Origin of the sequence: Methylobacterium sp. 37f (genome assembly GCF_023093475.1) — a bacterium.
Taxonomy (GTDB): Bacteria; Pseudomonadota; Alphaproteobacteria; order Rhizobiales; family Beijerinckiaceae; genus Methylobacterium.
Genome location: NZ_JAGHKN010000014.1, coordinates 25,634 through 52,628, shown reverse-complemented (window position 1 = coordinate 52,628; position 26,995 = coordinate 25,634). Strand labels below are relative to the sequence as shown.

Annotated in this window: 23 protein-coding genes; 8 read left to right on the top strand and 15 right to left on the bottom strand. The window is 68.1% G+C overall.

Translation table 11 applies throughout. The annotated features are described in order from the left end of the window. The first annotated feature begins 1 nt into the window (after window position 1). The 5 genes from ftsZ (at window position 2) to J7U37_RS11695 (ending at window position 6,326) form a co-directional block, all read left to right on the top strand. Entirely contained in the window at window positions 2-1,786 is a 1,785-nt protein-coding gene (gene ftsZ / locus J7U37_RS11715) for a cell division protein FtsZ (RefSeq protein ID WP_247635842.1), read from the top strand. Between the two features lie 327 nt (window positions 1,787-2,113). After that, a complete protein-coding gene (lpxC, locus tag J7U37_RS11710) occupies window positions 2,114-3,061 on the top strand; it encodes a UDP-3-O-acyl-N-acetylglucosamine deacetylase (RefSeq protein ID WP_247635841.1) in 948 nt (315 codons plus the stop codon). A 220-nt stretch (window positions 3,062-3,281) separates the two neighbouring features. Beyond that, complete coding sequence (locus J7U37_RS11705; RefSeq protein WP_056181763.1) at window positions 3,282-4,160, top strand: outer membrane protein assembly factor BamD; 879 nt, start codon at window positions 3,282-3,284, stop codon at window positions 4,158-4,160. Window positions 4,161-4,302: 142 nt separating this feature from the next. Then, the gene (gene recN / locus J7U37_RS11700; protein WP_247635840.1) at window positions 4,303-5,970 is read left to right on the top strand and encodes a DNA repair protein RecN; all 1,668 of its coding nucleotides are present in this window, start codon (window positions 4,303-4,305) and stop codon (window positions 5,968-5,970) included. 146 nt (window positions 5,971-6,116) lie between these two features. Further along, complete coding sequence (locus J7U37_RS11695; protein WP_244477027.1) at window positions 6,117-6,326, top strand: hypothetical protein; 210 nt, start codon at window positions 6,117-6,119, stop codon at window positions 6,324-6,326. Between the two features lie 6 nt (window positions 6,327-6,332). On the opposite strand, the gene J7U37_RS11690 is transcribed toward J7U37_RS11695, so the two are convergent. Beyond that, window positions 6,333-6,575: a hypothetical protein gene (locus J7U37_RS11690; protein WP_056181753.1), complete on the bottom strand. Its 243-nt coding sequence runs from the start codon at window positions 6,573-6,575 to the stop codon at window positions 6,333-6,335. A gap of 133 nt (window positions 6,576-6,708) precedes the next feature. Further along, window positions 6,709-7,230, bottom strand: a complete 522-nt coding sequence (locus tag J7U37_RS11685) for a GcrA family cell cycle regulator (protein ID WP_247635839.1) — start codon at window positions 7,228-7,230, stop codon at window positions 6,709-6,711. Between the two features lie 394 nt (window positions 7,231-7,624). Between J7U37_RS11685 and J7U37_RS11680 the strand changes: the two genes are divergently transcribed. Beyond that, the gene (locus J7U37_RS11680; RefSeq protein WP_247635838.1) at window positions 7,625-8,305 is read left to right on the top strand and encodes an HAD family hydrolase; all 681 of its coding nucleotides are present in this window, start codon (window positions 7,625-7,627) and stop codon (window positions 8,303-8,305) included. A 99-nt stretch (window positions 8,306-8,404) separates the two neighbouring features. On the opposite strand, the gene J7U37_RS11675 is transcribed toward J7U37_RS11680, so the two are convergent. The 7 genes from J7U37_RS11675 to J7U37_RS11645 all read right to left on the bottom strand — a co-directional run bounded on the left by J7U37_RS11675 (window position 8,405) and on the right by J7U37_RS11645 (window position 15,726). Beyond that, window positions 8,405-9,121, bottom strand: coding sequence for a DUF4142 domain-containing protein (locus J7U37_RS11675; RefSeq protein WP_247635837.1), 717 nt, complete (start codon window positions 9,119-9,121; stop codon window positions 8,405-8,407). Window positions 9,122-9,386: 265 nt separating this feature from the next. Continuing rightward, the gene (locus tag J7U37_RS11670) at window positions 9,387-9,800 is read right to left on the bottom strand and encodes a hypothetical protein (protein WP_247635836.1); all 414 of its coding nucleotides are present in this window, start codon (window positions 9,798-9,800) and stop codon (window positions 9,387-9,389) included. Continuing rightward, complete coding sequence (locus J7U37_RS11665; RefSeq protein ID WP_247635835.1) at window positions 9,791-10,675, bottom strand: ParA family protein; 885 nt, start codon at window positions 10,673-10,675, stop codon at window positions 9,791-9,793. Before J7U37_RS11665 ends, J7U37_RS11670 begins: the two co-directional genes overlap by 10 nt. Before the next feature lie 104 nt (window positions 10,676-10,779). After that, the gene (polA, locus tag J7U37_RS11660) at window positions 10,780-13,869 is read right to left on the bottom strand and encodes a DNA polymerase I (protein WP_247635834.1); all 3,090 of its coding nucleotides are present in this window, start codon (window positions 13,867-13,869) and stop codon (window positions 10,780-10,782) included. 48 nt (window positions 13,870-13,917) lie between these two features. After that, the gene (locus tag J7U37_RS11655) at window positions 13,918-14,262 is read right to left on the bottom strand and encodes a HepT-like ribonuclease domain-containing protein (protein WP_056181738.1); all 345 of its coding nucleotides are present in this window, start codon (window positions 14,260-14,262) and stop codon (window positions 13,918-13,920) included. Continuing rightward, window positions 14,252-14,548 (bottom strand): nucleotidyltransferase domain-containing protein, encoded by a 297-nt coding sequence (locus tag J7U37_RS11650; protein ID WP_056181735.1) that lies wholly within the window; start codon window positions 14,546-14,548, stop codon window positions 14,252-14,254. The genes J7U37_RS11655 and J7U37_RS11650 overlap by 11 nt, the downstream gene beginning before the upstream one ends. A gap of 44 nt (window positions 14,549-14,592) precedes the next feature. Then, complete coding sequence (locus J7U37_RS11645) at window positions 14,593-15,726, bottom strand: YihY/virulence factor BrkB family protein (protein ID WP_247635833.1); 1,134 nt, start codon at window positions 15,724-15,726, stop codon at window positions 14,593-14,595. Between the two features lie 370 nt (window positions 15,727-16,096). On the opposite strand from J7U37_RS11645, the gene ybaL reads away from it, so the two are divergent. Then, window positions 16,097-17,911: a YbaL family putative K(+) efflux transporter gene (gene ybaL, locus J7U37_RS11640; RefSeq protein ID WP_247635832.1), complete on the top strand. Its 1,815-nt coding sequence runs from the start codon at window positions 16,097-16,099 to the stop codon at window positions 17,909-17,911. 127 nt (window positions 17,912-18,038) lie between these two features. Here ybaL and J7U37_RS11635 read toward each other — a convergent pair whose 3' ends face one another. The 3 genes from J7U37_RS11635 to J7U37_RS11625 form a co-directional block, all read right to left on the bottom strand. Beyond that, a complete protein-coding gene (locus tag J7U37_RS11635) occupies window positions 18,039-19,595 on the bottom strand; it encodes a UdgX family uracil-DNA binding protein (protein WP_247635831.1) in 1,557 nt (518 codons plus the stop codon). A gap of 2 nt (window positions 19,596-19,597) precedes the next feature. Further along, the gene (locus J7U37_RS11630; RefSeq protein ID WP_056181727.1) at window positions 19,598-20,812 is read right to left on the bottom strand and encodes a putative DNA modification/repair radical SAM protein; all 1,215 of its coding nucleotides are present in this window, start codon (window positions 20,810-20,812) and stop codon (window positions 19,598-19,600) included. A gap of 84 nt (window positions 20,813-20,896) precedes the next feature. Beyond that, window positions 20,897-21,496 carry a regulatory protein RecX gene (locus tag J7U37_RS11625; protein ID WP_056181724.1) on the bottom strand — a complete coding sequence of 200 codons (600 nt, stop codon included), beginning with the start codon at window positions 21,494-21,496 and terminating at the stop codon, window positions 20,897-20,899. Window positions 21,497-21,577: 81 nt separating this feature from the next. Between J7U37_RS11625 and J7U37_RS11620 the strand changes: the two genes are divergently transcribed. Then, window positions 21,578-23,008, top strand: a complete 1,431-nt coding sequence (locus tag J7U37_RS11620) for a TAXI family TRAP transporter solute-binding subunit (RefSeq protein WP_056181722.1) — start codon at window positions 21,578-21,580, stop codon at window positions 23,006-23,008. 3 nt (window positions 23,009-23,011) lie between these two features. Here J7U37_RS11620 and J7U37_RS11615 read toward each other — a convergent pair whose 3' ends face one another. From J7U37_RS11615 to J7U37_RS11605, 3 genes are all read right to left on the bottom strand, one after another. Continuing rightward, window positions 23,012-24,502 carry a carbohydrate porin gene (locus J7U37_RS11615; RefSeq protein WP_247635830.1) on the bottom strand — a complete coding sequence of 497 codons (1,491 nt, stop codon included), beginning with the start codon at window positions 24,500-24,502 and terminating at the stop codon, window positions 23,012-23,014. Window positions 24,503-24,630: 128 nt separating this feature from the next. Further along, on the bottom strand, window positions 24,631-25,941 hold the full coding sequence (locus J7U37_RS11610; RefSeq protein WP_247635829.1) for a Gfo/Idh/MocA family oxidoreductase: 1,311 nt from the start codon (window positions 25,939-25,941) through the stop codon (window positions 24,631-24,633). 157 nt (window positions 25,942-26,098) lie between these two features. Next, window positions 26,099-26,872 (bottom strand): phosphatase PAP2 family protein, encoded by a 774-nt coding sequence (locus J7U37_RS11605; RefSeq protein ID WP_056181716.1) that lies wholly within the window; start codon window positions 26,870-26,872, stop codon window positions 26,099-26,101. Window positions 26,873-26,995: the final 123 nt, after the last annotated feature.

The following is a 26,995-nucleotide window of genomic DNA, read 5'->3' as shown; positions in this document are numbered from 1 at the left end:
CATGGCCATCAGTCTGCAGGCGCCGGATATCCGTGAACTCAAGCCCCGCATCACCGTCTTCGGTGTCGGCGGAGCCGGCGGCAACGCCGTCAACAACATGATCGAATCCGGCCTTCTCGGCTGCGAGTTCGTGGTCGCCAACACCGACGCCCAGGCGCTCACCTCCTCGAAGGCCGAGCGCGTGATCCAGATGGGTCTCGGCGTCACCCAGGGGCTCGGCGCCGGTTCGCACCCCGAGGTCGGCTCGGCGGCGGCCGATGAGGTCATCGACGAGATCCGGGACCAGCTCTCGGGCGCCCACATGTGCTTCATCACCGCCGGCATGGGCGGCGGCACCGGCACCGGTGCGGCCCCCGTCATCGCCCGCGCCGCCCGCGACATGGGCATTCTCACCGTCGGCGTCGTGACCAAGCCGTTCCAGTTCGAGGGCGTGCGCCGCATGCGTACCGCCGAGGCCGGCATCCAGGAGCTGCAGGCCGCCGTCGACACCCTGATCGTCATCCCGAACCAGAATCTGTTCCGGGTCGCCAACGAGAAGACCACCTTCGCCGACGCCTTCGCGATGGCCGACCAGGTGCTCTATTCCGGCGTCGCCTGCATCACCGACCTGATGGTCAAGGAAGGCTTGATCAACCTCGACTTCGCCGACGTCCGCGCCATCATGCGCGGCATGGGCAAGGCCATGATGGGCACCGGCGAGGCCTCGGGCGAGAACCGCGCCAATCGCGCCGCGGAAGCCGCAATCGCCAACCCGCTCCTCGACGACGTCTCGATGAAGGGCGCGCGCGGCCTGCTGATCTCGATCACCGGCGGCAACGACCTCACCCTCTACGAGCTCGACGAGGCTGCCACCCGCATCCGCGAGGAAGTGGATTCGGACGCCAACATCATCCTGGGCGCGACCTTCGACGAGAGCCTCGACGGCATCATCCGGGTCTCGGTGGTCGCCACCGGCATCGAGCCGGCGCTGATCGCCGCCAACTCCCAGAACAACCCCGACATCGTGCAGACCGAGCAGCGCATCGCCGAAGTCGCCGAGCGCCTGCGTGCGGAAGCGAGGGCGCGGGCCGCACAGCCCGCGCCGACCTTTCGCCCCGCCGGACAGGACGGTTCCGTAGCGGCTCCGTCCGCCCCGTCGGCCGCTCCGGCTCCGGTTCAGGCCATTCCGGCCCAGGCCCCGGTGCAGCAGACCCTCCGTGCGCCCGAGCCGGTGGCCCTCGCCCCCGAGCCGATGCGGGTGGAGCTGCCCCAGGCTCCGGTGATGCGTGACGAGGTGATGCTGACCCAGACGCAGCCCCGCGCCGCCATGGCCTACGAGCCCGCGCCGCTGCCGGCGCCCGAGCCGGTCCTGCAGCATGCCGCCGGCCCGTTCGTGCCGCCGCGCCCGGCGGTGGCGGTCGCCCGCGCGCCGCGCATGCCGCAGATCCAGGACCTGCCGCTGCCGGCCCAGGCCCAGCTGCGGGCCCGCGAGGAGCAGCCGGCGGCGGAGCCGGCCGGCGACTCCAAGCGCATGACCCTGCTGCGCCGTCTCGCGACGGTCGGCTTCGGTGGACGCCGCGAGGAGACCGAGGCCGCGCCGGCCCCGCAGATGCGGGCGCCCGTCGCTCCGGCTCCCCAGGCGGCCGCTCCGGCCGAGTATCCCAAGCGCGCCCCCGTCCAGGCTCCGCCGGCCTACCGTCCGGCTCAGGGCAACCTCGATCCGCAGGGTCGCATCGCGCCCCAGTCCCGGATGATGGACGACGATCAGCTCGAAATCCCGGCCTTCCTGCGCCGTCAGGCCAACTGAGACGGGGGCCGATCGACCCTCTACCCGCCGGCTGAGATATTTCAGCCACAGGCCCGGAGCCTCACGGCTCCGGGCTATGCTTGTTGTTAACCTACTGTGCCAAAATGGGTTTCGGATTCGCTGTCGGAAACCGGGACTGTAACAGAGCGTAAGAATCCGTGATTTGGCCTGCCTTTGAGGCGCGGCTATACGAATTTTGGAACGAAAAGGCGCGGCGGTTTCGGCCGTCAAGCGCCGGCAGGGGCTTCAAGCAGCGGACGGATCGACAAGGGCGAAAAGCGCATCTCAACGGGATGGGCGCGCCTGATCACGGCCGAGGGCTATGGAATGCGAACGAACCAACAGACAACTCTCAAAGCCCCCGCGACCCTGAGCGGCATCGGCGTCCACTCCGGGAACCCGGTCGAGATCACGCTGCATCCAGCGCCCGCCAATCACGGAATCGCCTTCCTCCGCACCGGAATGGCCACCGGCAACGACCGGCTCATCAAGGCCCACCACGCCTGCGTCTCCGCCACCGAGCTCTGCACCGTGATCGGTGATGTCGAGAGCGGCGCCGTCGCCACCATCGAGCACCTGATGTCGGCGCTCTACGGTCTCGGGATCGACAACGTTCTGGTCGAGATCGACGGCCCCGAGATGCCCATTCTCGACGGCAGCGCGCGTCCCTACGTCGAGGCCATCGACGCCGTCGGCATCGGTCCCTGCGGCGCCCCCCGTCGCTGGATCAAGGTCCTCCGCTCCGTCCGCATCGAGGTCGGCCGCGCCTTCGCCGAACTCCGTCCCATCGACCGGGGCTTCCGCCTCGATGTCGAGATCGATTTCGAGAACCCGGTGATCGGCCGTAGCCGCAAGGCGATGGACCTGACCCCCGCCGCCTATCGCCGCGAGATCGCCGGCGCCCGGACCTTCGGCATGATGCGGGATGTGGAGCGCTACTGGAAGGCGGGCTTCGCCCTCGGCGCTTCCCTGGAGAACACCGTCGCGGTCGGGGAGACCGCCGTGGTCAACCCCGAGGGCCTGCGCTACGCCGACGAGTTCGTCCGGCACAAGTTCCTCGATGCGGTCGGCGACCTGGCTCTGGCCGGCCTGCCGATCCAGGGCGGCTACCGCTCCTATTGCGGCGGCCATCGCATGAATGTCGGCATCCTCACCGCCCTGTTCTCCGATCGCGCCAACTACGCCATCGTCGAGGCGCCCGGCGCCCGCCGCGAGACCAGCCTGACCGAATTCGGAGCCAGCCTCGGCATGGCCGCCTTCGTCGGCGATCTGTAGCGCCACCGACACATCGGTCGTTTCTGTTAAGGGTTCGGCCCGCCCGCCGCTTTCACGCCCAAATCGCGCTTCACGGTGGAGCGAGCGTGAAACGGGACGTCCGTCCGGTGTGCAGCGCACCCGGATCGTGGCATGAGGCCGTCAGCCACGCGACCGACCTTTAGTGATGGCGTGACGACGCGCGTCCGAAAACGGACCCGTCTGTTGGGGGAAGACCGGAATGCGCCTTACTCATCCCAACCGCGGTGCGATGGCGGCCGTGCTGGTGACCGTGATGGGCTTCGGGCTCGGCGGCTGCGATGCCCTCGATTCGATCAATCCATTTGCCGAAAAGTACAAGCCCGAAGTCATCCCGGATGTTCCCGCCGACAAGCTCTACAGTGAGGGCTTGGCGCGGATGGAGGACAAGGACTACGAGGGCGCCTCGAAGAAGTTCGGTGAACTCGACAAGGCCTACAGCTACTCGGACTGGTCGCGCAAAGCGCTGCTGATGACCGCCTACTCGAATTACGAGGGCGCCAAGTACGACGACGCGATCAACGCGTCGAAGCGCTACCTTCAGCGCCATCCGGCCAGCAAGGACGCGGCCTACGCCCAGTACCTGATGGCGATGTCGCACTACAAGCAGATCCCCGACGTGACCCGCGACCAGGACCGCTCCGAGAAGGCGCTGGCCGGCCTGCAGGAGCTCGTCCAGAAGTATCCGACTTCGGAATACGCCGCCGACGCCAAGGCCAAGATCCAGATCACCCGCGACCAGCTCGCCGGCAAGGAGATGGAGGTCGGTCGCTTCTACCTGGAGCGCCGCAACTTTCCGGCAGCGATCAACCGGTTTCGCGACGTGGTCAGCAAGTACCAGACGACCCGGCACGCCGAGGAAGCCCTCGAGCGTCTGACCGAGGCCTACATGGCTCTCGGCCTGACCCAGGAGGCTCAGACCTCCGCCGCCGTGCTCGGGCATAACTTCCCCGACAGCCCCTGGTACAAGGACGCCCACGCGCTCCTGCAGAACGGGGGCCTGGAGCCGCGCGAGGAGAAGACCTCGTGGATCAGCAAGGTCTATCGCGGCGTCATCGGGCGCACCGCCGAGGCCCAGTAGGCCCGACGCCGTTCCGGCGCCCGTCCGGCGATCCGCGTGCCGCTTTGCCGCTCCCCGTGGGGGCGGCATCTTTTTGCGTGAAGCCGGCGGCACTTCGCCGTAAAGACAGCGCCAGCGTTCACAACGGGACCCCAGACGCGGCATGCTGAGCCAGCTTGCGATCCGCGACATCGTTCTCATCGACAAGCTCGTCCTGAATTTCCGCGAGGGCCTCAGCGTCCTCACCGGTGAAACGGGTGCGGGCAAGTCGATCCTGCTCGATGCCTTCGCGCTGGCCCTCGGCGGCCGCGGCGACGGCCGCCTCGTGCGTCATGGGGAAGGGCAGGGCGCCGTCACCGCGGTGTTCGACGTGCCCCTCGACCATCCGGCGCGCACGCTCGCGGCGCAGGCCGAGATCGACACCGAGGGCGACCTGATCCTGCGCCGCGTGCAGATGGCCGATGGGCGCACCCGGGCCTTCATCAACGACCAGGCGGTGGGCGTGCAGGTCCTGCGGGCCATCGGCGCAGCCCTGGTGGAGATCCACGGACAGCACGACGACCGGGCCCTGGCCGATCCCACCACCCACCGGGCCATCCTCGATGCGTTCGGGGGCCTGCAGGTGCCTCTGACCCAAGTCGGCGAGGCGGCCCGGCGGGTGAAGGCTGCCCGCAGCGCCCTGGCCGAGCACCGCGCCCGCGTGGAGGCCGCCGCCAAGGAATCCGATTTCCTCCGGCACGCCGTGGCGGAACTGGAGACGCTGGCTCCGGAGCCGGGCGAGGAGACGACGCTGGCCGAGCGCCGCACGGTGATGCAGCAGAGCGAGAAGGTCGCCCGCGAACTGAACGAGGCGATCGAAGCCTCGGGCGGCGGCATCGTCTCCCACCTGTCCTCGGCCCTGCGCAAGCTGGAGCGGCGGGCGTCGCAGCTGCCGGCCCTGGTCGAGCCCTGCGTCGCCGCCCTGGATGCGGCCCTGACCGCCCTCGACGAGGCCCACACGGTTCTCGACGCGGCTTTGCGCGAGGCGGAGTTCGATCCGCGCGAGCTGGAACGGGTGGAGGAGCGCCTGTTCGCGCTCCGTGCCGCCGGGCGCAAGTACCAGGTGCCGGTGGACGAACTCGCGGCTCTGCGCGAGCGCTACGCGGCCGATGTGGCGGCAATCGACGCCGGCGCCGAGGCCCTGGGTGGACTCGAGGGCACCCTCGCGGCAGCCGAGGCGGCCTACGCCAAAGCGGCCGCCAAGCTGACCGAAGGGCGCAAGCGCGCCGCCAAGGCTCTCGACGCGGCGGTCAAGGCCGAACTGCCGCCGCTCAAGCTGGAGCGCGCCCGTTTCATCACCGAGATCGCCACCGATCCGGACTCGCGCGATCCCTCCGGCTACGACCGCGTGGAGTTCTGGGCCCAGACCAATCCGGGCACCCGGCCGGGACCGATGATGAAGGTCGCCTCGGGTGGCGAACTTTCGCGCTTCATGCTTGCCCTCAAGGTGGTGCTGGCCGACAAGGGCTCGGCCCCGACCCTGATCTTCGACGAAATCGACACCGGCGTCGGCGGCGCCGTGGCCGACGCCATCGGCGCCCGGCTCGGGCGCCTCGCCACGCAGGTGCAGGTGGTGGCGGTGACGCATGCGCCGCAGGTCGCCGCCCGGGCGGAAACGCATTTCCTGATCGCCAAGGACCCGGTCAAGGGCAGCGACCGGGTCGCCACGCAGGTCTCGTCCCTGGAAGCCCCGGCCCGCCGTGAGGAGATCGCCCGCATGCTCGCCGGCGCCACCGTCACCGACGAGGCCCGGGCCGCCGCAGCCCGCCTGCTTCAGGCAGCCGAAGCCTGATGGCCAACGTCTGACCGCCAACGCCTCTCGCAGCTGGGCAACCCAGAGTTAACGTTTTCTTAACCATGTTCGGTGACACTCGCTAAACCACAAGTGCGCTCCGATTCGGCGCCGGCGTTGGATCGCTCGAACGAGGGACTGAGACGTTGGACCAGAGAGTAAGCGACGGCGACATGCGGGAGGACGGTATGAACGCCTGCCAGCCCAGCCTGACCGACGACACGCGTCATCGTCTCGGGACCGCGCTCCGTTCGATCTACGAGGAGACCTGCGACACGCAGCCGATCCCCGACAGCCAGATCGACCTTCTCCTGCGCCTTCGGCACAAGGAGCGCGACCGGCGTCGCTTCGACTGAGCGCGTCTACCAGCGTCGCGCGTTCGGCAGGCGCTTATATTCGGCGGCTCGGATCAGAGTCATGACCCGGTCCAGGCTGACCAGCAGGGACTGCTCGTCGGCCGTGGCCTGATCGATCGCATCCTGACCGGGGCCGAACTGCCGCTTCAGCTGAACCAGCGCCAATTGCCGCTCCAGTTCCTCGCGCTGCCCATGCAGGTCGAGGAAAGCGGCTTCGTCGGCATCGATCGTGCTCGTCGGCTCCGTCACGGCGCGTCACCTTCTTGCGCCGATCGGGAACCGGCGACGGGGATCAACGCACGAAGTCTCGAAACCGTGCCGTCTCGCGGGACTTTGCCGGCAGGGCTTTTGGCCCCTCTGCCTCGGCCCGCAAGGTGTCGGATCAGCGAAAGCCGCCCACGCGCCGGTCGCGCTTGCGCTCGGCCGCCGGCTGATAGGCGATCTGCGCGTGGGCGGTGCAATAGGGCAGGCCGGTGATCGCGCGATCGCCGCAATAGTGGAAGTCGGGCGAGGTCGGGTCGCCGATCGGCCAGCGGCACATCGACTCCCGCAGGTCCATGATCGTCACCCGACGGGTGATCGACAGGGACACCGGTGCCACCAGCGTCGGTGCGGCGGGCGCGCCTTCGAAGCGGGCAGGCGCGCCGTCCGTCTCGGCGACAGCCGCGACGGGCATCTCCGCCTCCGGCTCCGTCTCACGGCCGATCTTGCGCGGCGCCACGCCGGGCGTCTCCGCCGACTTGACCCGGCCCGAGAGCCCGAGCCGGTGCACCTTGCCGATCACCGCATTGCGGGTGACGCTGCCGAGCTGCGTGGCGATCTGGCTGGCGCTCAGGCCGTCTTCCCACAGGCGACGCAGCAGCTCGACCCGCTCGTCTGACCAACCCGGGACCGTTTCCATCATCGCCCCCTCCGAAATCGTCCGCATCTGCCCCAGCGACTCGCAAAACGCCCCGAACCCCGGCCGATGGCACGGGCAGAAGGGCGATTCTCGGTGATGGGCAGCGGCCCCCCGGCCGTCGATGGAGGGGACCGTACAGGAGCCTGAGACGCGGAGGCAAGTGCGACGGCGACGGAGGTTCCATACCCGGCGCACCTGTCCACCGCCAAAGGCCAAGCTCTTCGCGGCGCGCGGCAGCAAGCCCTTCGCAGCGCGTGGCAGCACGCATCTCGCGGCGCGCGGCAGGATGGGTTACAGCCCGGGCATCCGCCCGGCCTCACGCCCGCGGCGGTGTTCCCCGTCCCGATCCGCCTCGCGGCGCCTTACCGTCCCGCGTGCGTCCCTTCTGCGAGTGCCCATGACCGCCCTGCCGCCCATCGCCGTCTTCGACCTCGACGGAACCCTGGCCGAGACCGCCGGCGATCTCATCGGCACGCTCAACGTCATCCTGCGGCGCGAGGGGCTTCAGGCGCTGCCCCTGGAGCAGGCCCGCGACATGATCGGCGCCGGTGCCAAGGCGCTGATCCAGCGCGGCTTCACCACGGCGGGCGAGCCCCTCACGACCGAGCGGCTGGAGGCCCTGTTCTCGGACTTCATCGCCCATTACGGCGACCACCTGTGCGAGCAGTCGCACCTGTTCCCCGGCGTGGTCGAGGCGCTCGACGCGCTCACCGCGCGCGGATTCCTCCTGGCCGTCTGCACCAACAAGTACGAGGGGCAGGCCATCCGCCTGCTGCAACTGCTCGGCATCGCCGACCGCTTCGCCACCATCTGCGGCCGCGAGACCTTTCCCTACTTCAAGCCCGACCCGCGCCACATCACGATGACCATCGCGCAGGCCGGCGGCGATCCCGCCCGCGCCGTGATGGTGGGTGATTCCCGTGCCGACATCGACGCGGCCAAGGCCGCCGGCATTCCGGTGGTGGCGGTGCCGTTCGGCTACACCGACCGGCCGGTCACCGAGCTCGGCCCCGACCGTGTCATCGCCCATTTTGACGACCTCGGCGCGGCGGTGTCGGCTCTGGTGCCGGCCGCCTGAACCTGGGCGAAAGCCGCCGCGACGGGCTGCGTCCCCGGCGCAACGAAAAAGGGCCGCCCATGGGGCGGCCCTTCGGCGTTCAGGACGGAGACGACGCGCTCAGTTGATGCGGTCGGCTAGGTTGGCCGAGTGGGCGTGCTCGCCGGCGATGTAGGGCAGCGCCTGATTGGCGAACTCACGGCCCTGGGCGCTGTCGCCGTTGCGGGCGTAGGAGGCGTAGAGACCGAGGGTGCGGGCGTCCGACCGGGCCTGCTGGTCGACATAGGTGCGGTCGAAGTCGCGTCCGGCGCGGGCCGACTTCAGGCGATCGATGCGGCCCTGGCCCTCGGTGCCGATGGCGACGCGGCGACCCGGCTCGGAGGGGCTGTTGTCGATGAGGCCGACGCCGCCGAGGACGCCACCGACCACACGCTGGGCGATGCCGGCCGAGATGGTGACGGGGGCGAGGATCACGCCGACCGGGTTATCGAGGCGGGTCTCGAAGGGCTGGGAATCCGACACCACGGTGCCGCCGGCGGTCAGCGAGGTGCCCTCGGGCAGCAGCGCCTGGGTGGTGGCCTTCCGCTCGACGAGAACGTTGTGGGCGTACTGGCGCACGCGCGGGTTGCGCGACCGCTCGAGGGCGATGCGGCTCGACTCGATGCTCACGGCGTCCGAGCGCAGGGCAGCGGCGCGGAAGTCGGAGGTGTCGGTCACGGCCGGCTGATTACCGTCGAATTGCGGGGCGACGCGGAACGACAGGGGCTCCTGGGCCAGGGCCGGCGTGGCGAGGGCGGCGACCGATAGGCCGAGGGCGGCAAGGAGGGACTTGTTCATGGCAGCGGTTGTCCTCACGCGCCCTTGCGGCGCTTGGTTGAACAAAGGATTAGCCCGGCATGAACGTTTCGCTATCAGAGCAGTTCCCGCGCAGCACGCATGGGGGGCCTGCAACGCTTCGCCTCTTTGGATGTCATTGTAAAACCTATGGTTTGAACGGGCTGCTTGGCGATCTCAAATTACCTTCTATGCCTATGCCGCAGAATTTCTCGCGAAAAATTAATATTCGCATCTAAGTTTAAGCACGGATTTATTTGAGGATTGGTCAGTCTGTGTCGCGTGTTGCGACGTTAGAAAATAAGGCTGTTTCGCTAATCTGTCGTGCGACAAAGCGGCGAAGGTGTTTTTTGTCTTCAGAGCCAACCTTATAATTTAGCTCTTTCATGATTTTCATCAATGATTCGGTTGATGGTCCGGCTTCATTGAAATATGATAGTAATTCGTCATAGCTCATTCTCATTAACGTCTCTGTAGGCTTTAGGGAGCTTTGAGTGACATGGTCTACTAGCATGTTGATCAATTCCATCCTCGAGTTCGTTGGAACTCTCGCCAATTTTTCCTTTGTGGCGATAGTTTTGAGCACAGAAGTATTAACATCGCTTTCTAGTAGCCCTGCGACTGCTCCCTTCGGGCCAAGAATTTTTACCAGCCGTTTTACTTCCGTGAATGTCATGGGCATTTTGCCAAAAACTCCACAGTTATTGCATCGACTTGCGCCGTCTGCTTTCGCGCATTCGCCATACCGATATTTCGAACTGATGTTCGATTTTGCGCGGCTCGTCTAATGCCATCACCCTCAGTGATGTAGTGCTGGAACATGGTTCCGAATCGGTTTAAGCGACGATACTCTGTGTCTTCTGAGTCTTTTAAGTCGCCGGCATACTCTCTTGCCATCATTCCAATAGCTCCAACAAAATTCGTCGGATTGTAGGTCAGGGCCGTTCCGAGGGTGGATTGCATAACTGATACATCGCCATTGACGCCATTGATCTCAGCTATAACCGTTGGAACGCCAATAGAAGATTGTAAATCCAATTTTACCGGAGAGACGGCGTAATCACTTGCAAAGATTGCAGCACGCAGCAGGGATGAAACCTCTGGGTGGGAGTCGATTAGAATATAATCGTATTGATCCTGAAGGCCAGACAATACTTTTGCAATTACCATTAGATGTTCAAAGAATAATTCGCTATTTTGTCTTATGGTTTTGCCGCTCGGAAGCTTATCCTCGGAAACTGACGCTAGCCTTGGGTCTGCTGGAATAAAATCGATATTAAAGCTGCTCGATCTGATATCTATACCACTAGTCGTAGGGCTTGCGCTATAGAGTTGTTGGAATTTATGAAATAGATTTATGCCTGGCATTGATCCAGCAGTAAAGTTCTTAATCAAGGAAGAATCAAGTCTTCCTGTAATCCCGCCGCGTTGATAGTCTGCGTCAACAATTAAAACTCTCAAATTATGAGTTCTTTTAAGCGCTATTGCGATCTCAAAACAGGCAGTCGTTTTTCCGACTCCGCCTTTTTCGCTTATGAAACAAACCGTACGCGCCATCGATGCATTCCAACTCTAAACATCTGCTCTAAATTGTATTGCCTCTTACACCGCAATCGCAGAAGGGCAAAATTAATCCTGATTTTTGGTTGCAAAGGTCGTTCTCAGTGCGCCTCCTCCCAGTTCAGGGCGGCCCGGGCCTCGACCACCAGCGGCACCTTCAGGGTCAGGGCGGGAGCGGGGGCCTCGACCATGATGCGGGTGATGACGGGCAGCGCCTTCTCCACCTCGTCCTCGGGGGCCTCGAACACCAGCTCGTCATGCACCTGCAGCAGCATGCGCAGGTTCAGCTTTTCGGCCTTCAGAGCATCCTCCATCCGGATCATCGCCCGGCGGATGATGTCGGCGGCCGAGCCCTGGATCGGGGCGTTGATGGCCTGACGCTCGACGGTGGCCCGCTCGTTCGGGTTGTTCGATCGGATCTGCGGATAGTGGCAGACGCGGCCGAACAGGGTGGTGACGTAGCCGAGATCGCGGCACCGGCGCTTGGTGTCGTCGATATAGGCGCGGATGCCGGGGAAGCGCTCGAAATACTGCTTGATGAAGGCGCCGGCCTCCTCGCGACCGATGCCGAGGCGGTCGGCGAGGCCGAAGGCCGAAATGCCGTAGATGATGCCGAAGTTGATGGTCTTGGCGCGCCGCCGCAGGTCCGGCGTCATCTCCGACAGGGGCACCCCGAACATCGCGCTGGCGGTGGCCGCGTGGATGTCGATGCCGTCCGCGAAGGCCTGGCGCAGCTGTGGGATATCGGCGATGTGGGCGAGCAGGCGCAGCTCGATCTGGCTGTAATCGGCCGAGATCAGGCGGTTGCCCTCCTGGGCCACGAAGGCGCGGCGGATGCGGCGCCCCTCCTCCGTGCGGATCGGGATGTTCTGCAGGTTCGGCTCCGAGGAGGAGAGCCGGCCCGTGGTGGTGGCGGCGAGCGAGAACGAGGTGTGGACCCGGTCGGTCTCGCGGTTGGCGTGGACCTGCAGCGAATCCGTGTAGGTGGATTTCAGCTTGGCGAGCTGGCGCCATTCGAGGATCTTCTTCGGAAGGTCGTGACCGGCCTGGGCCAGCTCCTCCAGCAGGGTCGCGGGTGTGGCCCACTGCCCGGACGGCGTCTTCTTGGCACCGGGCAGTCCCATCTTGCCGAACAGGATGTCGCCGATCTGCTTCGGCGACGAGACCTGGAATGTTTCGCCCGCATCCGCCTGGATCTCCTCCTCGAGGCGCACCAGGATCTGCGAGAAATCGCCCGACAGGCGGCTCAGCATGTTGCGGTCGATGCGGATACCCTCCGCCTCCATCCGGGCGATCACCGGCACCAGCGGACGCTCCAGGGTCTCGTAGACCGCGACCCGCTTCTCGGCCACGAGGCGGGGCTTCATCATCCGCCACAGGCGCAGGGTGACGTCCGCATCCTCGGCCGCGTAGGCGGTGGCCTTGTCGAGGGGCACCCGGTCGAAGGTGACCTTGGCCCGCCCGGTGCCGGCCACGTCCGAGAAGGTGATGGGCTGGTGACCGAGATGGCGGCGGGCGAGCTCGTCCATGCCGTGGCCGCCCTTGCCGGCATCGAGCACGTAGGAGATCAGCATGGTGTCGTCGAAGGGCGCCACCCGGATGCCGGAGCGGCCGAGCACGGCGAGGTCGTATTTCAGGTTCTGGCCGACCTTGAGCACGCCGGGATTTTCGAGCAGCGGCTTCAGGCGCTCGATCACGACCTTGACGGCGATCTGGCCCGCCAGCGGCTGGAACACGTCGGTGGCCGCCTTGGCGTCGCCGAACAGGTCGCCCTCCGCACCCGTCACGGGCTCCACGTGCCGGAGCGGGATGTAGGCCGCCCGGCCCGGTGCGACGCAGAGCGAGATGCCGACCAGGTTGGCGCTGTTGGCGTCGAGGGAATCCGTCTCGGTGTCGACGGCGATCACGCCGGTCTCCTCGGCCTCGGCGATCCAGGCATCGAGTTGTTCGACCGACCCGATCGTCTCGTAGGCCGCCGTGTCGAACGGCTTGACCGATTCCGCCGCCCGGGCCGCCACGAGGTTGGCGGGCGTCGGCTCGGACGACCCGCGGGGCTTCGGGGCGACGTCGGGCAGGCCGAGATCGGCGAAGGGGTCGACCTCGGCCTGCCCGGCGCCGGACGCGGTCTCGGGATCGACCGGAACGGGATCGCCGTGAGCGTCGGGGAAGAACGGTGCGTCGGGCTCGGGCTCCCGGTTCGGCAGCAGGGCCGGGTCGGGCTGCACCGCCTCCGGGTCGACATGGAGCATCTGGGCGATGCGCCGCGTCAGGGTGTTGAACTCCATCGCCTTGAGAAAGCCGACGAGCTTCTGCGGATCGGGCTTGGGCAGCCGCAGGTCGTCGAGGGGGATCGGAACCGGCACGTTCTCTTCGAGCGCCACCAGCTTTCGCGAGAGCCGGGCCTGATCGATGCTGGCCAGCAGGGTTTCGCGGCGTTTGGGCTGCTTGATCTCGGCGGCGCGCTCCAGCAGCGCGTCGAGGCTGCCGTATTCCTTAATCAGGGCGGCGGCCGTCTTCAGGCCGATACCGGGCACGCCCGGCACGTTGTCCGAGGTATCGCCGATCAGCGCCAGGGCATCGCCGATCTGCTCCGGCTGAAGGCCTTCCCACTTGGCGATGATAGCGTCGCGGTCGAGATTGCGCTCGGGCCGGTAGCCGGCCTTGCCCTTGGAGCCGGATTCGAAATCGTAGAACCGCACGAGAGGGCCGACGAGCTGCATCAGGTCCTTGTCGGAGGACACGATGATGACGCCGGCGCCCCGCGCCTCGGCCTGACGCGAATAGGTGGCGATCAGGTCGTCGGCCTCGTAGCGGATCAGCTCGATCGGCTGCAGGCCGAAGGCCCGCACCGCGTCGCGCATCAGCGGCATCTGGCGCTTGAGGTCGTCCGGCGCATCCGGCCGATGGCCCTTGTAGTCGGGAAACATCTCCTTGCGGAACGAGCCTTCCGACTTGTCGAACACGATGGCGAGGTGCGTCGGCATCACGCCAGCGGCCCCCTCCTGCACGAACTGGGCGATCTTGGTGCAGAACAGCCGCACCGCCCCGGTTGGAAGGCCATCCGACGGCCGGGTGTTGTACTTCTGGTCCTGGTTGATCGACTGGAAGTAGGCCCGGAAGATGAATGACGAGCCGTCGACCAGGATGATCTGATCGCCGGGGCCGACGGGAGCGGAGGCGGGAGCGGTCATCGATCCATCAATGGAAAGAGAAAGGAAATGGCGATGGCGCCACGACAATCATTCGTCGGCGTGCAGTTCGTTCCGACATACCGTGAGAATGTCAGGCAATGCCTCATGGACGGTCCCCCAGAGGAGCTTTGCCGAGACACGCTCGTATCGATGCCGATAGACGTTCCCCGAATCGGCGATCTGCCGCCATGGAATATGGGGGTTCCGTCTCCGTGTTTCTTCGTCGACGCGCCGGCTCGCCTCCGAAATGATCTCGAGGCAACGCGTCACGCCGTAGAGGAGGAGCCGGTTGTCGGCAAAATCTTCGAAGCTCAGGTCTGCGGTGAAATCCTGAGCGGCCTCGACGTTTTCGATGATGCCGAGAAGGGCGCGACGTCCACGCTCAGAAAGCATGGATCGCGTCGCGCTCGGCTCTGGGACGTACGTGAGGTCTCAGCATCGAGCGCGTTGCAACGTCCACTTCGATGGGGAACAGATCGGCGATGAACCCGATGACGCCGACATATCCGTAAACATCCCGGATGGTGGTCTCATCGATGTCGATCAGAATATCGAGATCGCTTCCGGCATGCGCCTCGCCGCGCGCAACCGAGCCGAAGAGGGCGGCATGCAGGACGCCACGCTCGCGCAACGCAGCCTCGTGTGCACGAAGGATATCAAGGGCTGTGCTGCGATCCATGCCGCGACCGTACTCGAAATCGGTGCCGAGCTGAAGGGCTCCCTTCAGGTCGCCGCCCCCACCGTATCGGCCATCTGGGCGTCGCGGGTGCCCAGCGGCTGTTCGGGGCCGCGGGTGGTGTCGGCCTCGGTCTGGTGCTCCATCTCGGCGTTGATCTCGGCGCCGACGAGCACGATCGTGGTCGAGATCCAGATCCAGGTCATGAAGCCGATCACGGCGCCCAGCGAGCCGTAGGTCTCGTTGTACTTGCCGAAATTGGCGACGTACCAGGAGAAGCCGAGCGAGGTGACCAGCCAGGCCACCGCCGCGACGGCGCTGCCCCAGGTCACCCAGCGCCAGCGCGGCGCGTCGCGGCTCGGGCCGTAGCGATAGAGCAGGGCGAGGCCGCCCAGTACGGCGGCGAGCAGCACCGGCCAGCGCAGCAGGGCGATGTACCAGGCCTCCGAGCTCAAGCCGATGATGTTGATCGCGGCCGGCACCACGACGATGCCGACCAGCGCCAGGATGATGAACAGCAGCGCGCCGCCCGTGAAGGCGAGGGAGCGCAGGTTGAGCCAGATGAAGCTGCGCGTTTCGCGCTCCTCGTAGACGATGTTGAGCGCGGAGAAGACCGCCTTCATGCCGCCGTTGGCGCTCCACAGCGACAGCACGATGCCGGTGAAGAAGGTCAGCCCCAACGTGGTGTCGCCCTTGGCGGCGATGCGTTTCACCTGCTCGCCGATGATGTCGAGGGCGCCGGAGGGAACCACCCCCTGCAGGGTCTGCAGGTGCTCGTTGATGGTGACGACGTCCGCCACAAGCCCATAGCAGGACACCAGGGCCGCGATGGCGGGGAAGATCGCCAGCAGCACGTAGAACGTCACTCCGGCGGCGACCGAGACGATGTTGTTCTCCGAGACGTCGTGGAACACCCGCAGGCCGATATCCTTCCAGCCCTTGGCGGGAATGTCCGAGGGAGTCCGGGCGCCCCGGCCGCGGTCGGCCTCCCGCGCCGCCACCTGCCGTGCCTCGGGGCCGGCATGGGATGGGGAAGGCTGGCGGGAGGGAGAAGGCTGGCGGGACGGGTCGTTCGGCGTCGCTGGAGAAGACCGTGCGACCGCGCCCCTCGTCCGGCGCGGCAGGGCGACCAAGCCCAGCAATGCGCTGGCGAGCGCGACGGTCCAAAGCGTCGAATGCATGTCCCTGGTTGTATTCGTGGTGGTCGATGTCTCGTCGGGTAATGTCATCGATCGTCTGTTCCGCCGGATGGAGCGTACTTGCAAGATGACGCATGAATTCGTCACGCGCGCATACCTTGCCTCGACAACGGAGCGTAGCGGCTGAGAGTTTCATCCGCCCTCACGGAATCGCGAGGCGGCGGCGCGCGGCGGGTTTATTCCCCGAAACCCGCCGCGCGCGCCGAGCGTTGTGCGTCGCGGCACCCGAGGCGCCGCGGGCTGCGGAATTTCGGGCGCATCTCGGACGTGAAGCCGGTTGGCCGCTTGCCCTGGCGGGCGGCAAGCGGCACGGCCCTTGAGCCCCTGTCCCTCGACCCGGAAACCCAGACCCGTGCCGCACGCGACCGAGCTGATCGCCATCATCGCCCTGGGCCTCGTGCTGGCCTTCGTCTGCGGAATGGCGGCACAGCGCCTGCGGTTGCCGCCCCTGGTCGGGTATCTCCTCGCCGGCGTCCTGGTCGGCCCCTACACGCCGGGCTTCGTCGGCAACAGCCAGCTCGCCGGCCAGCTCGCCGAGATCGGCGTGATCCTGCTGATGTTCGGCGTCGGCCTGCACTTCTCGATCAAGGACCTGATGGCGGTGCGCGCCATCGCGCTGCCGGGTGCCATCGTGCAGATCGTGGCGGCGACTGCGATGGGGGGCGCCCTGGCACTGGCCTGGGGCTGGGGCCTCGGGGCCGGCCTCGTCTTCGGCCTCGCTCTCTCGGTGGCGAGCACGGTGGTGCTGCTGCGCGCGCTCGAGGAACGCCGGCTTCTCGACAGCGACAAGGGCCGCATCGCGGTCGGCTGGCTCATCGTCGAGGATCTGGCGATGGTCCTGGCCCTCGTTCTGCTGCCGGCGCTCGCCCCGTCCCTCGGGGGCGACGGCGCGGGCGCCGCGCACCATGCGGGCGACGGCAACCTGTGGCTCACCCTCGGGCTCACCCTCGCCAAGGTCGGGGTCTTCGCCGCCGTGATGCTAGTGGGCGGCCGCCGCTTCGTGCCCTGGCTCCTCGACCAGGCGGCGCGCACCGGTTCGCGCGAGCTCTTCACCCTGGCGGTGCTGGCGCTCGCCCTCGGCATCGCCTTCGGCTCGGCCGAACTCTTCGGCGTCTCGTTCGCGCTCGGCGCCTTCTTCGCCGGCATGGTGCTCGCCGAATCCGACCTCAGCCATCAGGCGGCGGCGGATTCGCTGCCGCTGCAGGACGCCTTCGCGGTGCTGTTCTTCGTCTCGGTGGGCATGCTGTTCGATCCCGGCATCCTGATCCGCGAGCCGCTCTCGGTGCTGGCCGTGCTGGGCGTCATCCTGGTCGGCAAGTCGCTGGCGGCGGTGGCGATCGTGCTGGCCTTCAAGCATCCGCTCGGCACCGCCCTCACCATCGCGGCGAGCCTGGCCCAGATCGGCGAGTTCTCGTTCATCCTCGTCAGCCTCGGCCTGTCGCTGAAGCTCCTGCCGGAGGAGGGGCGCGACCTCATTCTCGGCGGCGCCATCCTGTCGATCACCCTCAACCCGCTGTTCTTCGCGCTCACCGACTGGGTCGGGCGCAAGGTCGCGGAGCGGCCCGACCTCGCCGCCCGCTTCCAGCGCAAGGATGTCGCGACGCTGGCGGTGTCGACCGAGGGCGAGCCCCATCGCGGCCACGCGATCATCATCGGCTACGGCCGGGTCGGCAGCACCATCGGCAAGGCCCTCAAGGCCTGGGACCTGCCCTACATCGTCCTCGACCGCGACCGGCGTCGGGTGCTGGATCTGCGCCAGGAGGGGATCGAGGCGGTGTTCGGCGACGCCACCGCGCCGGGTATCCTCCAGGCCGCCGACATCGCCCAGGCCCGGCTCATCGTGGTGGCGACCCCCGAGGTGCACACGGCCCGGCGCATCGTCGAACTGGCCCGCGAGGCCCGGCCCGACATCGACACGCTGGTGCGGACCCACAACGACGGCGAGCGCCGCCACTTCGAGGAGCAGGGCGTCGGTCTCGTCCTGATGGCCGAGCGCGAACTGGCCTTCGGCATGACCCTCTACGCCCTGCGCAGCCTCGGCCTGAAGGAGGGCGAGGCCCGCATCTTCGTCGACAGCACGCGCGTCGAGAGCCGTTCGGCGCCGGTGGAGACCGCCATCGATCAGGTCACGCCGGAACTGCGCCCGCACAAGGAGGAGGGAGCCTGACAGGGCGTCCGTTCGCTCGACACGGGCGGCCTGTCGGCGAGCCCGTGCAGCGCGTAAGCGGGATCGAACTCCGCCATCGCGACGGTGATGCCTCTCCGAAGGACTCGATGAGAGTTCGGACGAGGCCTCAGGCCGCCAGCGATTGCCCGAGATCGTGGACCCGGCGCAGGTCGTCGACGAAGGCGGCGTAGGCCTCGGCCTTCGCGGCGTCCGGCAGGCGCAGCAGATAGGACGGGTGCACCGTGATGAAGCCCTGGAACGGCTTGGCGAAGTCGGCGGGGCCGCGCGCCCGGGTGATCGGGATCGCCTTGCCGGTCAGGGCCAGCACGGCGGTGGCGCCGAGCGCCACCACGAGCTTGGGCGCGACGAAGTCGAGTTCCCGCTCCAGCCACCAGCGATAATGGCTGACCTCGCCGGCGGTGGGCTTCTGGTGAATGCGGCGCTGGCCGCGCTCCTCGAACTTGAAGTGCTTGACCGCATTGGTGAGGTAGGCCGCGCCGCGCACGATTCCCGCCTCGCCCATCGCGCGGGCCAGCAACTGCCCCGCCGGCCCCACGAAGGGCCGTCCCTGGCGGTCTTCCTGGTCGCCGGGCTGCTCACCCACGAAAGCGATGGTGGCGCCGACCGGGCCTTCGCCGAGAACGGCCTGGGTCGCGCCCGGCACCAGCGGCTCCGAGCGCCGAATGACGGCGTTGAGCGCCTCCAGCGAATCCGGGGCCTGATCGGCCATGGCCGCCACGGCGCGGGCGGGATTGCGCTTGACCGGCATTTGCGGCTCCCTCTCGATCATGGCGCCCGTGCGGGCCGCCGCCTGCCGGACGAGGCCCGGAATCGCGGCGGTCTCCGGCATGTTGCGCCAGTACTTCTTCGGCATCTCCGCCCGCATCGCCGCGAGGTTGGTGCGGGCGGGATTGAAGGTGCTCTCGTAGTAATCGCGCCAGCCCGCCTCGAAGCCGTCCGCCTCGGGTGCGTCCTCGCGTCGCCCCGGCGGACCGAAGGCGAGGCTGGTGCCGTCCCAGCGGGCCGAGCCCTCCGGCGTCAGGATGGTCCAGTTCAGGGAGCGGAAACGCTCGACGAAGAACGGGGCGGCCGCTCCCAGGATGTGATGGTCGGGCTCGAACCACGCCACGAAGCGCTCCGGACCGTCGCCCTCGACCCGGCGGAAGCGCAGGAAGGCGTGCATCTTGTGCAGGTCGCGGGCGATGGCCTTGCCCATCCGCTCGAGCCGATGGACCAGGGGATCGCTCGACACCTCCAGGAGCCGGCGCTCCCCGTGCAGGATACGCCAGATCAGCCCGTAGAGCAGGGCATAGCGCTCCGGGTCGCGGTGCGGCACCACCCTGCCGACCATCGCGCCGACCCCGCGCGGCAGGCTCAAGGGTGGGTCGTCGGCCAGGGCCGGACCCTGCGCCCCGAACAGCCCAGGCGTCTCTCCGATGGACCACAACACCCGCTCCGGCGGAACGCCCCGACCCGCGAGACGGCGGGCTGCGCCGCGGAAGCCGTCGAGATCGGCGCCCGGTCGCAGATCAACGGCGTCGAGGGACGAGGTCCCGAACCCGCCGCCCTCCGCAGGCGAGTCGCCCCGGCCCTCTTCTTTCGGGAGAGGGGCACCGTGCTGCCCGCGTGCTGTCTGGGTATGGCCGTCCTCCACCGTCGGATCGGAGGGCGCTCGCGTCTTCATCCTCAGAACAGGCTCAGCTGCTTCGGAGGGTCGGCCAACCGTGCCCGAAGATCGAGCCGGTCGGTGAGCCCGCCCGCCGGGTGATAGTCGGCGGCGATGAGAAAGGGCCTTGCCCGCTTGAGGGCCGAGGTCAGGCGGGCGACGTCGTCGAGACGCAGGCGCGTGTGGCGCCGGGCGCGGATGATCTTGTCGACGGCGCGCGCCCCGAGACCCGGCACCCGCAGCAGCATCTCGCGGTCGGCGGCGTTCACGTCGACGGGAAAGCGCGCCCGGTGCTTCAGAGCCCAGGCCAGCTTCGGGTCGATGTCGAGGGAGAGCATGCCGTTCTCGGTGGCGTCGGCCACGTCGTCGGGCGTGAAGGCGTAATACCGCAGCAGCCAGTCGCCCTGGTACAGACGGTGTTCGCGCTGGAGCGGGGGCGCGGCCAGCGGCAGGATGGTGGAGCCGTCGGGAATCGGACTGAAGGCCGAGTAATAGACCCGCTTGAGGTTGTACGAGCCATAGAGCAGCGCGCTCTTGCGGATCAGCGCCTCGTCGGTGGTGGCGTCGGCCCCGACGATGACCTGCGTCGATTGTCCGGCCGGCGAGAACCGGCGCTTCTCGGATTTCGCCTCGGCGATGCGCTCGCCGATCTGCGCGATGGCGTTCTGGATGACGGCGCCGTCCTTCTCGGGGGCCAGGCGCTCCAGGCTCGCCTCGGTGGGCAGTTCGACGTTGATCGACAGCCGGTCGGCATAGAGGCCCGCCTCCTCGATCAGCCAGGGGCTCGCCTCCGGGATCGACTTCAGGTGGATGTAGCCGCGAAAACCGTGGTCGCGCCGCAGGGATTTGGCCACCCGCGTCAGCAGTTCCATGGTGTGGTCGGGCGACTTGATGATGCCCGACGAAAGGAACAGGCCCTCGATGTAGTTGCGCTTGTAGAACTCCACCGTGAGGGTCACGACCTCCTCGACGGTGAATTTCGCCCGCTGCACGTTGGAGGAGCGCCGGTTGACGCAGTAGGCGCAGTCGAACAGGCAGTAATTCGTCAGCAGGATCTTCAGAAGCGAGATGCAGCGCCCGTCCGGCGTATAGGCGTGGCAGATGCCGGCGCCGGTGGTCGAGCCGAGCTCACCCTTGCCGGCCGTGCGCTTGGGCGCCCCGGACGACGAGCACGAGGCGTCGTACTTGGCGGCATCGGCGAGGATGCGCAGCTTCTTCGCGAGGAGTTCGTCCATCGACACGAAATGCGCCTCGTTCGCCTTTCGTTCAAGTTTTCGCGCGCGAATTCCCGCCTCGTCCGCTGGCGCGATGTCGCAGCCTCAGACGTCCGCCTCGCCGCCATCCTCGGCCTCGATCACCCGCCGTCCCAGGGCGTAGCCGAAGCCGGCCCGCGCCATCGCGGCGAGGTCCCGGTCGCGATGGGCCTCGCGGGTCCCGGGCCGCCGCCAGGGGCCGAGCCGGCGGCGCTTGGCATAGGCCTGCGCGGCCGCCTCCTCGAGGTCGACGCCCTCGTCCGCCGTCTCGCGCTCGTGCTCCATCGCGCTCGCCACCTGCTCGCGCGACACGCCCTTGGCGGCGAGCTTGGCCGACAGGGCGCGGGCGGAGGCGCCGCGCCGGCGCAGGGCCGCGAGGCGGCCGGCGGTGAAGCGGGCATCGTCGACCAGGCCAGCGCTGACGGCGCGGGCGACCGTGGCCTCGATCGCCTCGGCGAAGGCGCCCGCCTCCTCGCCGCGCAGGCGGCAGCGCTTGTCGACGCGCCGCTTCAGGGTCTGCCGCAGCATCGCCACGGAGGCGCTGTAGCGTTCGAGATAATGCAGGGCGGCCCGCTCGAGATAGGCGGGCGTGACGGGGGGCGGCGGCTTCGCCTCGGTCGATCCATCCGGGGCGGACCGGCGGGGCGCAACGTTTCGCGGTGTCATCGGTTCTTCACGATCCGGACGGGTTGCGGAAGTGGGCTCGGCAGATATGGTGATCACGCTGGATAAAGGCTCGATCCTGCCATGCCGGCAATCGTCGTGAGACGCGAGTGGCTCCTCGTTCTCCTGGCCCTGGGCTTCGCCCTGGTGGCGGGCATGCTGGTCTATCTCTCGCGTCCGACCACCCTCACGGTGGCGGTCGGCCCCCGTGACGGCGCCGAGGCGACGCTGCTCCAGACCTACGCCCAGGCGCTGGCCCGCGGCCGCGAGGATGTCCGCCTCAAACTCGATTTCTACGACGACGTCCGCGACAGCGCCGAGGCGCTTCAGCGCAACAAGGCCGATCTCGCCGTGGTGCGTCCGGACGTGCTCCTGCCCGAGAACGGGCTGACCCTGGCGATCCTGCACGACGAGGCCCTGCTGATCGCCGCGCCGGAAGCGGCCGGCCTCGAAAACTTCCCGGATCTCGCGCGCAAGCGCCTCGGCGTAGTCGAGCGCCACGCCGCCGACCTGCCGTTCCTGACCAATCTCCTCGCCTTCTACGATTTCGTCTCTCAGCCGGCGGCCGAGACGGTCCCCGAGGGGAGCGTCGGGCCGGCCCGCGTGGCGCTGGTCCCGCTCACGCCCCAGGAGGTGACGAGCGCCATCGCCGAGGGCCGCGTCGATGCGGTGGCGGTCATCGCCGCCCCGGCCTCGAAGGCGGCGATCACGACGGTGCGGGCGGTGGAGGCGGCCTCGGTCGACAAGAAGATCAACTTCGTCTCGGTCCCCGACGGCGAGGCGATCATCCAGCGGATGCCGGAATTGCAGTCGGTGACGATTCCCGCCGGGACCTTCGGGGGACGCCCCAAGCGCCCCGACGAGGACGTGAAGACCGTGGGCGCCTCCTACCGCCTGATGGCGCGGGGCGGCGTCAGCCGCTTCACCGTGGCGTCGGTGACCCAGCACCTGTTCGAGTGGCGCTCGAAGCTGGCGCCGCGGGCGCCGATCGCCAACCTGATGAAGGCGCCCGATTTCGACTCGACGGTGGCGGCCACCAGCGCCCGCCTGCCGAACCACCCCGGCGCGGTGGATTACTTCGAGCGCGAGCAGCAGACGGTCTTCGAGCGCTACGAGGATTACATCTACCTGCTCGCCTTCTTCGGCGGCACCGTCGGCTCGGGCGTGGCCTGGCTCGCCCAGCGCCTCGCCCGCAAGCGCCGGGAGCGCATCGACGTCGTCCTCGACCGGCTGCTCGACATCCTGCGCGAGGTCCGGGCCTCGACCTGCAAGGCCGATCTCGACGGACTGGTGCGCGAGACCGACGACCTCGTGGCCGACGTCGTACAGCATGCCCGCGAGCGCAACATCGACAACCGCACGGTGAGCGCCCTCATCCTCGCCATCGACGCGGTCCATGCTGCGATCAACGACGAGCGTCGCACCCTCGGGGATGCCGGCCCCGAGACCGGTCGCGCCGTGGACCATGCCCGCACCGCCCGGCTCCTGTCCCTGCACACGCCGGCGGCCGAATAGGCTTCAGTACCGGATCGTCCCCCGCAGCCCGAACACCGCCGCGTTGCGGATGCGGGCGCCGTTGGCGTCGCGCGGGTTCGGGAGGCCGCCGCCGGGGCGGAAGACGTACTGGAAATCCGGCTGCAGGGTGATGCCGGGGCCGAGCACGGCCTGGTAGGTCGCCTCCAGCACCGCCTCGCTGCTTCGGCGCGTCCTGGCGACCCCGGTCGCCAGGACGGTGTCGGTGTCGAGGCCCCGGGCCTGGGGCGAAATCCGCGACAGGCCGAAGGCGAGGCCGACCGTGTCGTCCGAGCGGCCGGGGAGCAGCCCCTTATAGGCGATGCCGATATCGGCGTAGACATCCACGAGGCTGCGATCGGCCTGGGAGCCCGAGACGCGCACGAACACGCTGGCGCCGTCGTTCGGGTCGTCGGGCTCGCGATAGACGGTCTGATCGATCAGGCCGTAGAGGCCGGCCTGGCCCCGGAAGCGCCGGGCGATCCCGGAGCTGGCCGGATCGGCGAGCGACACGCCGTCCCCGTCGAAACGCAGGTGGTCGAAGCGGCCGAAATGGTACCAGCCGCCCAGCGTCACCGTCCCGGCCTCTCCGGCACTGCCGGGCGCGATGTTGTAGGCGTAGGAGGCCTCCGCGATCACCAGGGCGGGATCGGTGGTGCGGAAGTTGGTGCCGGTGCGGTTGCGCCTTTGCGGGTCGGGATCACGGCTTCCGCGCGCCGGCCCGGCCGGATCGCCGTCGAACACCCCGACCTGGAACGACAGATTGGCATTGGGCACGTATTTGGCCCGTACGCCCGGCACCGCGAGGGGGTAGATCGGCCCGCCGCTCGGGATCACCACCGCCATGTTGTTGGGCCAGCCGAAAGTGGAATTCACGAACACCGTGCCGGTCTGGGTCACGGCGAACTCGGTGTCGGCGGCGATCTGCCCGATCTTCAGGCCGAATTGGTCTCCGAAGGCCTTCTGCTCGAACCACAATTCGTAGACCCGCGAGGACGGCAGTGCTTCGATGCCGCTCACCGTGATGAGGTTGCCGATCGCGCTGCGCGAGAGGCCGGCACCGTGGATCTGGAACAGGTTGGTGTGGAGCGCACCCCCCTGCCAGCCGATCAGGGGTCCGAGATCGACGTCGATCTCGAGATCGAGCAGTCCTTCGGTGATGCCGCGCCGGCGCAGGCCGCCCGAGACGTTGCCGAGGCTCTCGGCGATGTAGGTCAGACTGTAGGTGACGCCGCGATCCTTGAGGTAGGCCCGGAATCCGAACGGGTCGGCATAGGGACCGAGCTGGTCGGCGATCGAGGTGTCGAGGTTGGCCGATGGGCGCGACGAGGTGACCGACTGGGCGACCGAAGTCTGCGGATCGCCGCCGGCGCCCCGGGGCGAGCCGATGGCGCGGCCTTCGAGCGCCAGGCGCGCGGCCGTCTCGGCCGGCGTCTCGGCCCGCGCGAGCCCCGCCAGGTGGCAGAGCAGGAGAATCCCTCCGGCGAAGGCCGTCATCGGCCGTTGCCGGAGGAAAGGGAGGTGATGGGGGGCCAAGCGTCTCGTCATCCCGGGGCGCTGGGGTGCCGCCGCGATCTGAGCCTATTCGTTTCAAATGACGGACTGGCAACCGTCTGGCGGCCGGATCAGCCCGCGTCGTCGAGTTCCGGCCCGCGTGTGACATCGAGGCCGCCCGGCGCGCCGGCCGGCGGGCCGACGGTGACCGGCCGTCCCGTGCGCGCCGCCTCGTAGATCGCCTCCATCAGGACATGGTCCTGAAGGCCCTCCTCACCGGGGGTACGGGGGCGCCGGTCCTCCTGGATGCAGCGGGCCATGTGGTCGATTTCGAGGGCGAACTGGTTCTTCTGAGGCAGGATGCGGATGTCCTGCGATTCCACCGCTCCGTCCGGCCGTGCCACCACGAGGCGCTGGCCCCGATACGCGAAGGCGTTCTGGAGATCGATGTCGGCCCGTTCGGTGTGGAGCTGGAGCCGACGCGACTCGTGCACGCCGTAGCTCGTCATGCACTGGGCGATAAGGCCGGACGGGAAGCGCAGGGTGAAGGAGACGGATTCCTCGACCTCGGCGAATTTCGCGTCGCCCGGAGGCGAGTGGATCTGCGCGTCGATCGAGACCGGCTCCTCGCCGGTCAGCGCCCGCACGCCGTTGAGGCAGTACAGCCCGATATCCGGCAGGGCGCCCCCGCCCGCCAGCGCCTTCTTGAGGCGCCATTGCTGCGGCAGACCGGTGGTCTGGCCGTTGAAGGCCTGGATCAGGCGCGGCTTGCCGAATTCGCCGGAGCGGGCGAGCCGCACCACCTCGCGGTTATAGGGCTCGTACTGGCAGCGATAGGCGATCATCAGCTTGACCTTGGCCGCCGCGCAGGCCGCGATCATGTCGCGCGCCTCGGCCGAGGAATTCGCCATCGGCTTCTCGCACACCACGTGCTTGCCGGCCTTGGCGGCGGCCAGCACATCGCCCCGATGGATGGCGTTCGGCGTCACCACGTAGACGGCCTGGATCGCCGGATCCTTCGCCAGCCGGTCCCACTCGTCGTAGCCGTAGACCGCCTCCGGCGCGATCCCGTATTGCTCGGCGACGAGCTTGGCCTTGGCCGGCGTGCCCGACATCAGCGCCACCACGCGTGCGCGCTTGGTCTCGCCGAAGGCCGGCAGGATCTCCTCCAGGCTGAGCCGCCCGAGGCCCACGATGGCGAAGCCCACCCGCTTGCCCGGCGGCATGGGAGCCGGCGGCGGCGGAGGCGCCCGGTCTCCCGGGCCGCGCCAGTTCGGGAACAGCACCTTGCCGCCCTGAACCGCGCCGGTATCGGCCGGAACCGAGGGACCGGGCGGTCCGGATTGCGCGGCCGCGCTCGTCGCCCCGAGGGCGAGGCCGGTCAGCGTGGCGCTGCCGGCCCGAAGGACGTTGCGGCGGGAGAGCGGGAGGTCATCCGTCATGAAACTCGCTGCGGGTTCCGGGGAGGGAGCGGCGTCCGGGAGCCCCGAAGCGCGGGGGCCGCAGGTCGCCTGTCCCCCGGGAACGTCAGCCCGGCGGGGCGAGTTCCGACCCCTTGCCGACCTCCTTGCCGGGTGCCCCGCCCGGCCGGGCGGGCGTTCAAGCGTCCCGGGAAGGGTCGCCGGAGCCGGTCGGAGCCTCCACCTCGCCGCGCTCCTGCAGGACCAGGGCGACGAACCAGCACAGGGCGGCCCAGGCGGCGCCGACGCACCAGCCCGCCACCACGTCGCTCGGCCAATGCACCCCGAGATAGATCCGGCTGATGCCGACCAGCAGGGTGGTGGAGACGCCGATGATCAGCACCAGCAGCTTGACGGCGCGCTGGCGGTCGACGCGGGCGATCAGGCTGGCCAGGGTCAGGTAGGCGATGGCCGACATCATGGCGTGCCCGCTCGGGAAACTCGCGGTGAACACCTCCATGCCGTGGGGCACGAGGTCCGGCCGCGGCCGGTGGTAGAACAGCTTCAGCACCGTCGAGGCGAGTTCGCCGCCGCCGATCGCCGCGACCACGAAGACGGCGATGCGCCGGCGCCCCGTCATCGCCAGGTAGGCGCAGGCCGCCGCCGTCACGAACACGATGGTGAAGACGCTGCCGAGCCCGGTGATGTCGCGCATGGTCTCTTCCAGCCAGCGCGGTCCGATCGGGTCCGAAAGATCGGCCGGGTTGCGCAGGGCCAGCAGGACCTTGCGGTCGAGGGCGGCGGTGGAGCCCTCGCCGACCTCGTTGGCCAGGGCGAAGAAGCCGTAGCCGAGCAGGCTGACCGCCAGCAGCGCGATGACGGGGCCGACCTCGTTGAGGCGAAGGGCCAACCGCAGGGCGTTCACCCGCGTGACGAGCGGGTTGTTCCGGTAGCCGGAGGGCAGGACGTTCATGCGGGCGACTTCTATGGATCGTGCGTCGGTCGGGACCGGGAGCGTGCCGGCGCGGGAGGCCTCCGACGGCGCGAAAGCTCCCCGAGACACCAACGCCCCGCTCACGGAGCCGTTCGGCATAGA

Coding starts and splice junctions, on each gene's coding strand:
- ftsZ (WP_247635842.1), top strand. CDS start 2: ATGGCCATCAGTCTGCAGGCGCCGGATATCCGTGAACTCAAGCCCCGC.
- lpxC (WP_247635841.1), top strand. CDS start 2,114: ATGCGAACGAACCAACAGACAACTCTCAAAGCCCCCGCGACCCTGAGC.
- J7U37_RS11705 (WP_056181763.1), top strand. CDS start 3,282: ATGCGCCTTACTCATCCCAACCGCGGTGCGATGGCGGCCGTGCTGGTG.
- recN (WP_247635840.1), top strand. CDS start 4,303: ATGCTGAGCCAGCTTGCGATCCGCGACATCGTTCTCATCGACAAGCTC.
- J7U37_RS11685 (WP_247635839.1), bottom strand. CDS start 7,230: ATGATGGAAACGGTCCCGGGTTGGTCAGACGAGCGGGTCGAGCTGCTG.
- J7U37_RS11680 (WP_247635838.1), top strand. CDS start 7,625: ATGACCGCCCTGCCGCCCATCGCCGTCTTCGACCTCGACGGAACCCTG.
- J7U37_RS11675 (WP_247635837.1), bottom strand. CDS start 9,121: ATGAACAAGTCCCTCCTTGCCGCCCTCGGCCTATCGGTCGCCGCCCTC.
- J7U37_RS11670 (WP_247635836.1), bottom strand. CDS start 9,800: ATGCCCATGACATTCACGGAAGTAAAACGGCTGGTAAAAATTCTTGGC.
- J7U37_RS11665 (WP_247635835.1), bottom strand. CDS start 10,675: ATGGCGCGTACGGTTTGTTTCATAAGCGAAAAAGGCGGAGTCGGAAAA.
- polA (WP_247635834.1), bottom strand. CDS start 13,869: ATGACCGCTCCCGCCTCCGCTCCCGTCGGCCCCGGCGATCAGATCATC.
- J7U37_RS11655 (WP_056181738.1), bottom strand. CDS start 14,262: ATGCTTTCTGAGCGTGGACGTCGCGCCCTTCTCGGCATCATCGAAAAC.
- J7U37_RS11650 (WP_056181735.1), bottom strand. CDS start 14,548: ATGGATCGCAGCACAGCCCTTGATATCCTTCGTGCACACGAGGCTGCG.
- J7U37_RS11645 (WP_247635833.1), bottom strand. CDS start 15,726: ATGCATTCGACGCTTTGGACCGTCGCGCTCGCCAGCGCATTGCTGGGC.
- J7U37_RS11635 (WP_247635831.1), bottom strand. CDS start 19,595: ATGAAGACGCGAGCGCCCTCCGATCCGACGGTGGAGGACGGCCATACC.
- J7U37_RS11630 (WP_056181727.1), bottom strand. CDS start 20,812: ATGGACGAACTCCTCGCGAAGAAGCTGCGCATCCTCGCCGATGCCGCC.
- J7U37_RS11625 (WP_056181724.1), bottom strand. CDS start 21,496: ATGACACCGCGAAACGTTGCGCCCCGCCGGTCCGCCCCGGATGGATCG.
- J7U37_RS11620 (WP_056181722.1), top strand. CDS start 21,578: ATGCCGGCAATCGTCGTGAGACGCGAGTGGCTCCTCGTTCTCCTGGCC.
- J7U37_RS11615 (WP_247635830.1), bottom strand. CDS start 24,502: ATGACGGCCTTCGCCGGAGGGATTCTCCTGCTCTGCCACCTGGCGGGG.
- J7U37_RS11610 (WP_247635829.1), bottom strand. CDS start 25,941: ATGACGGATGACCTCCCGCTCTCCCGCCGCAACGTCCTTCGGGCCGGC.
- J7U37_RS11605 (WP_056181716.1), bottom strand. CDS start 26,872: ATGAACGTCCTGCCCTCCGGCTACCGGAACAACCCGCTCGTCACGCGG.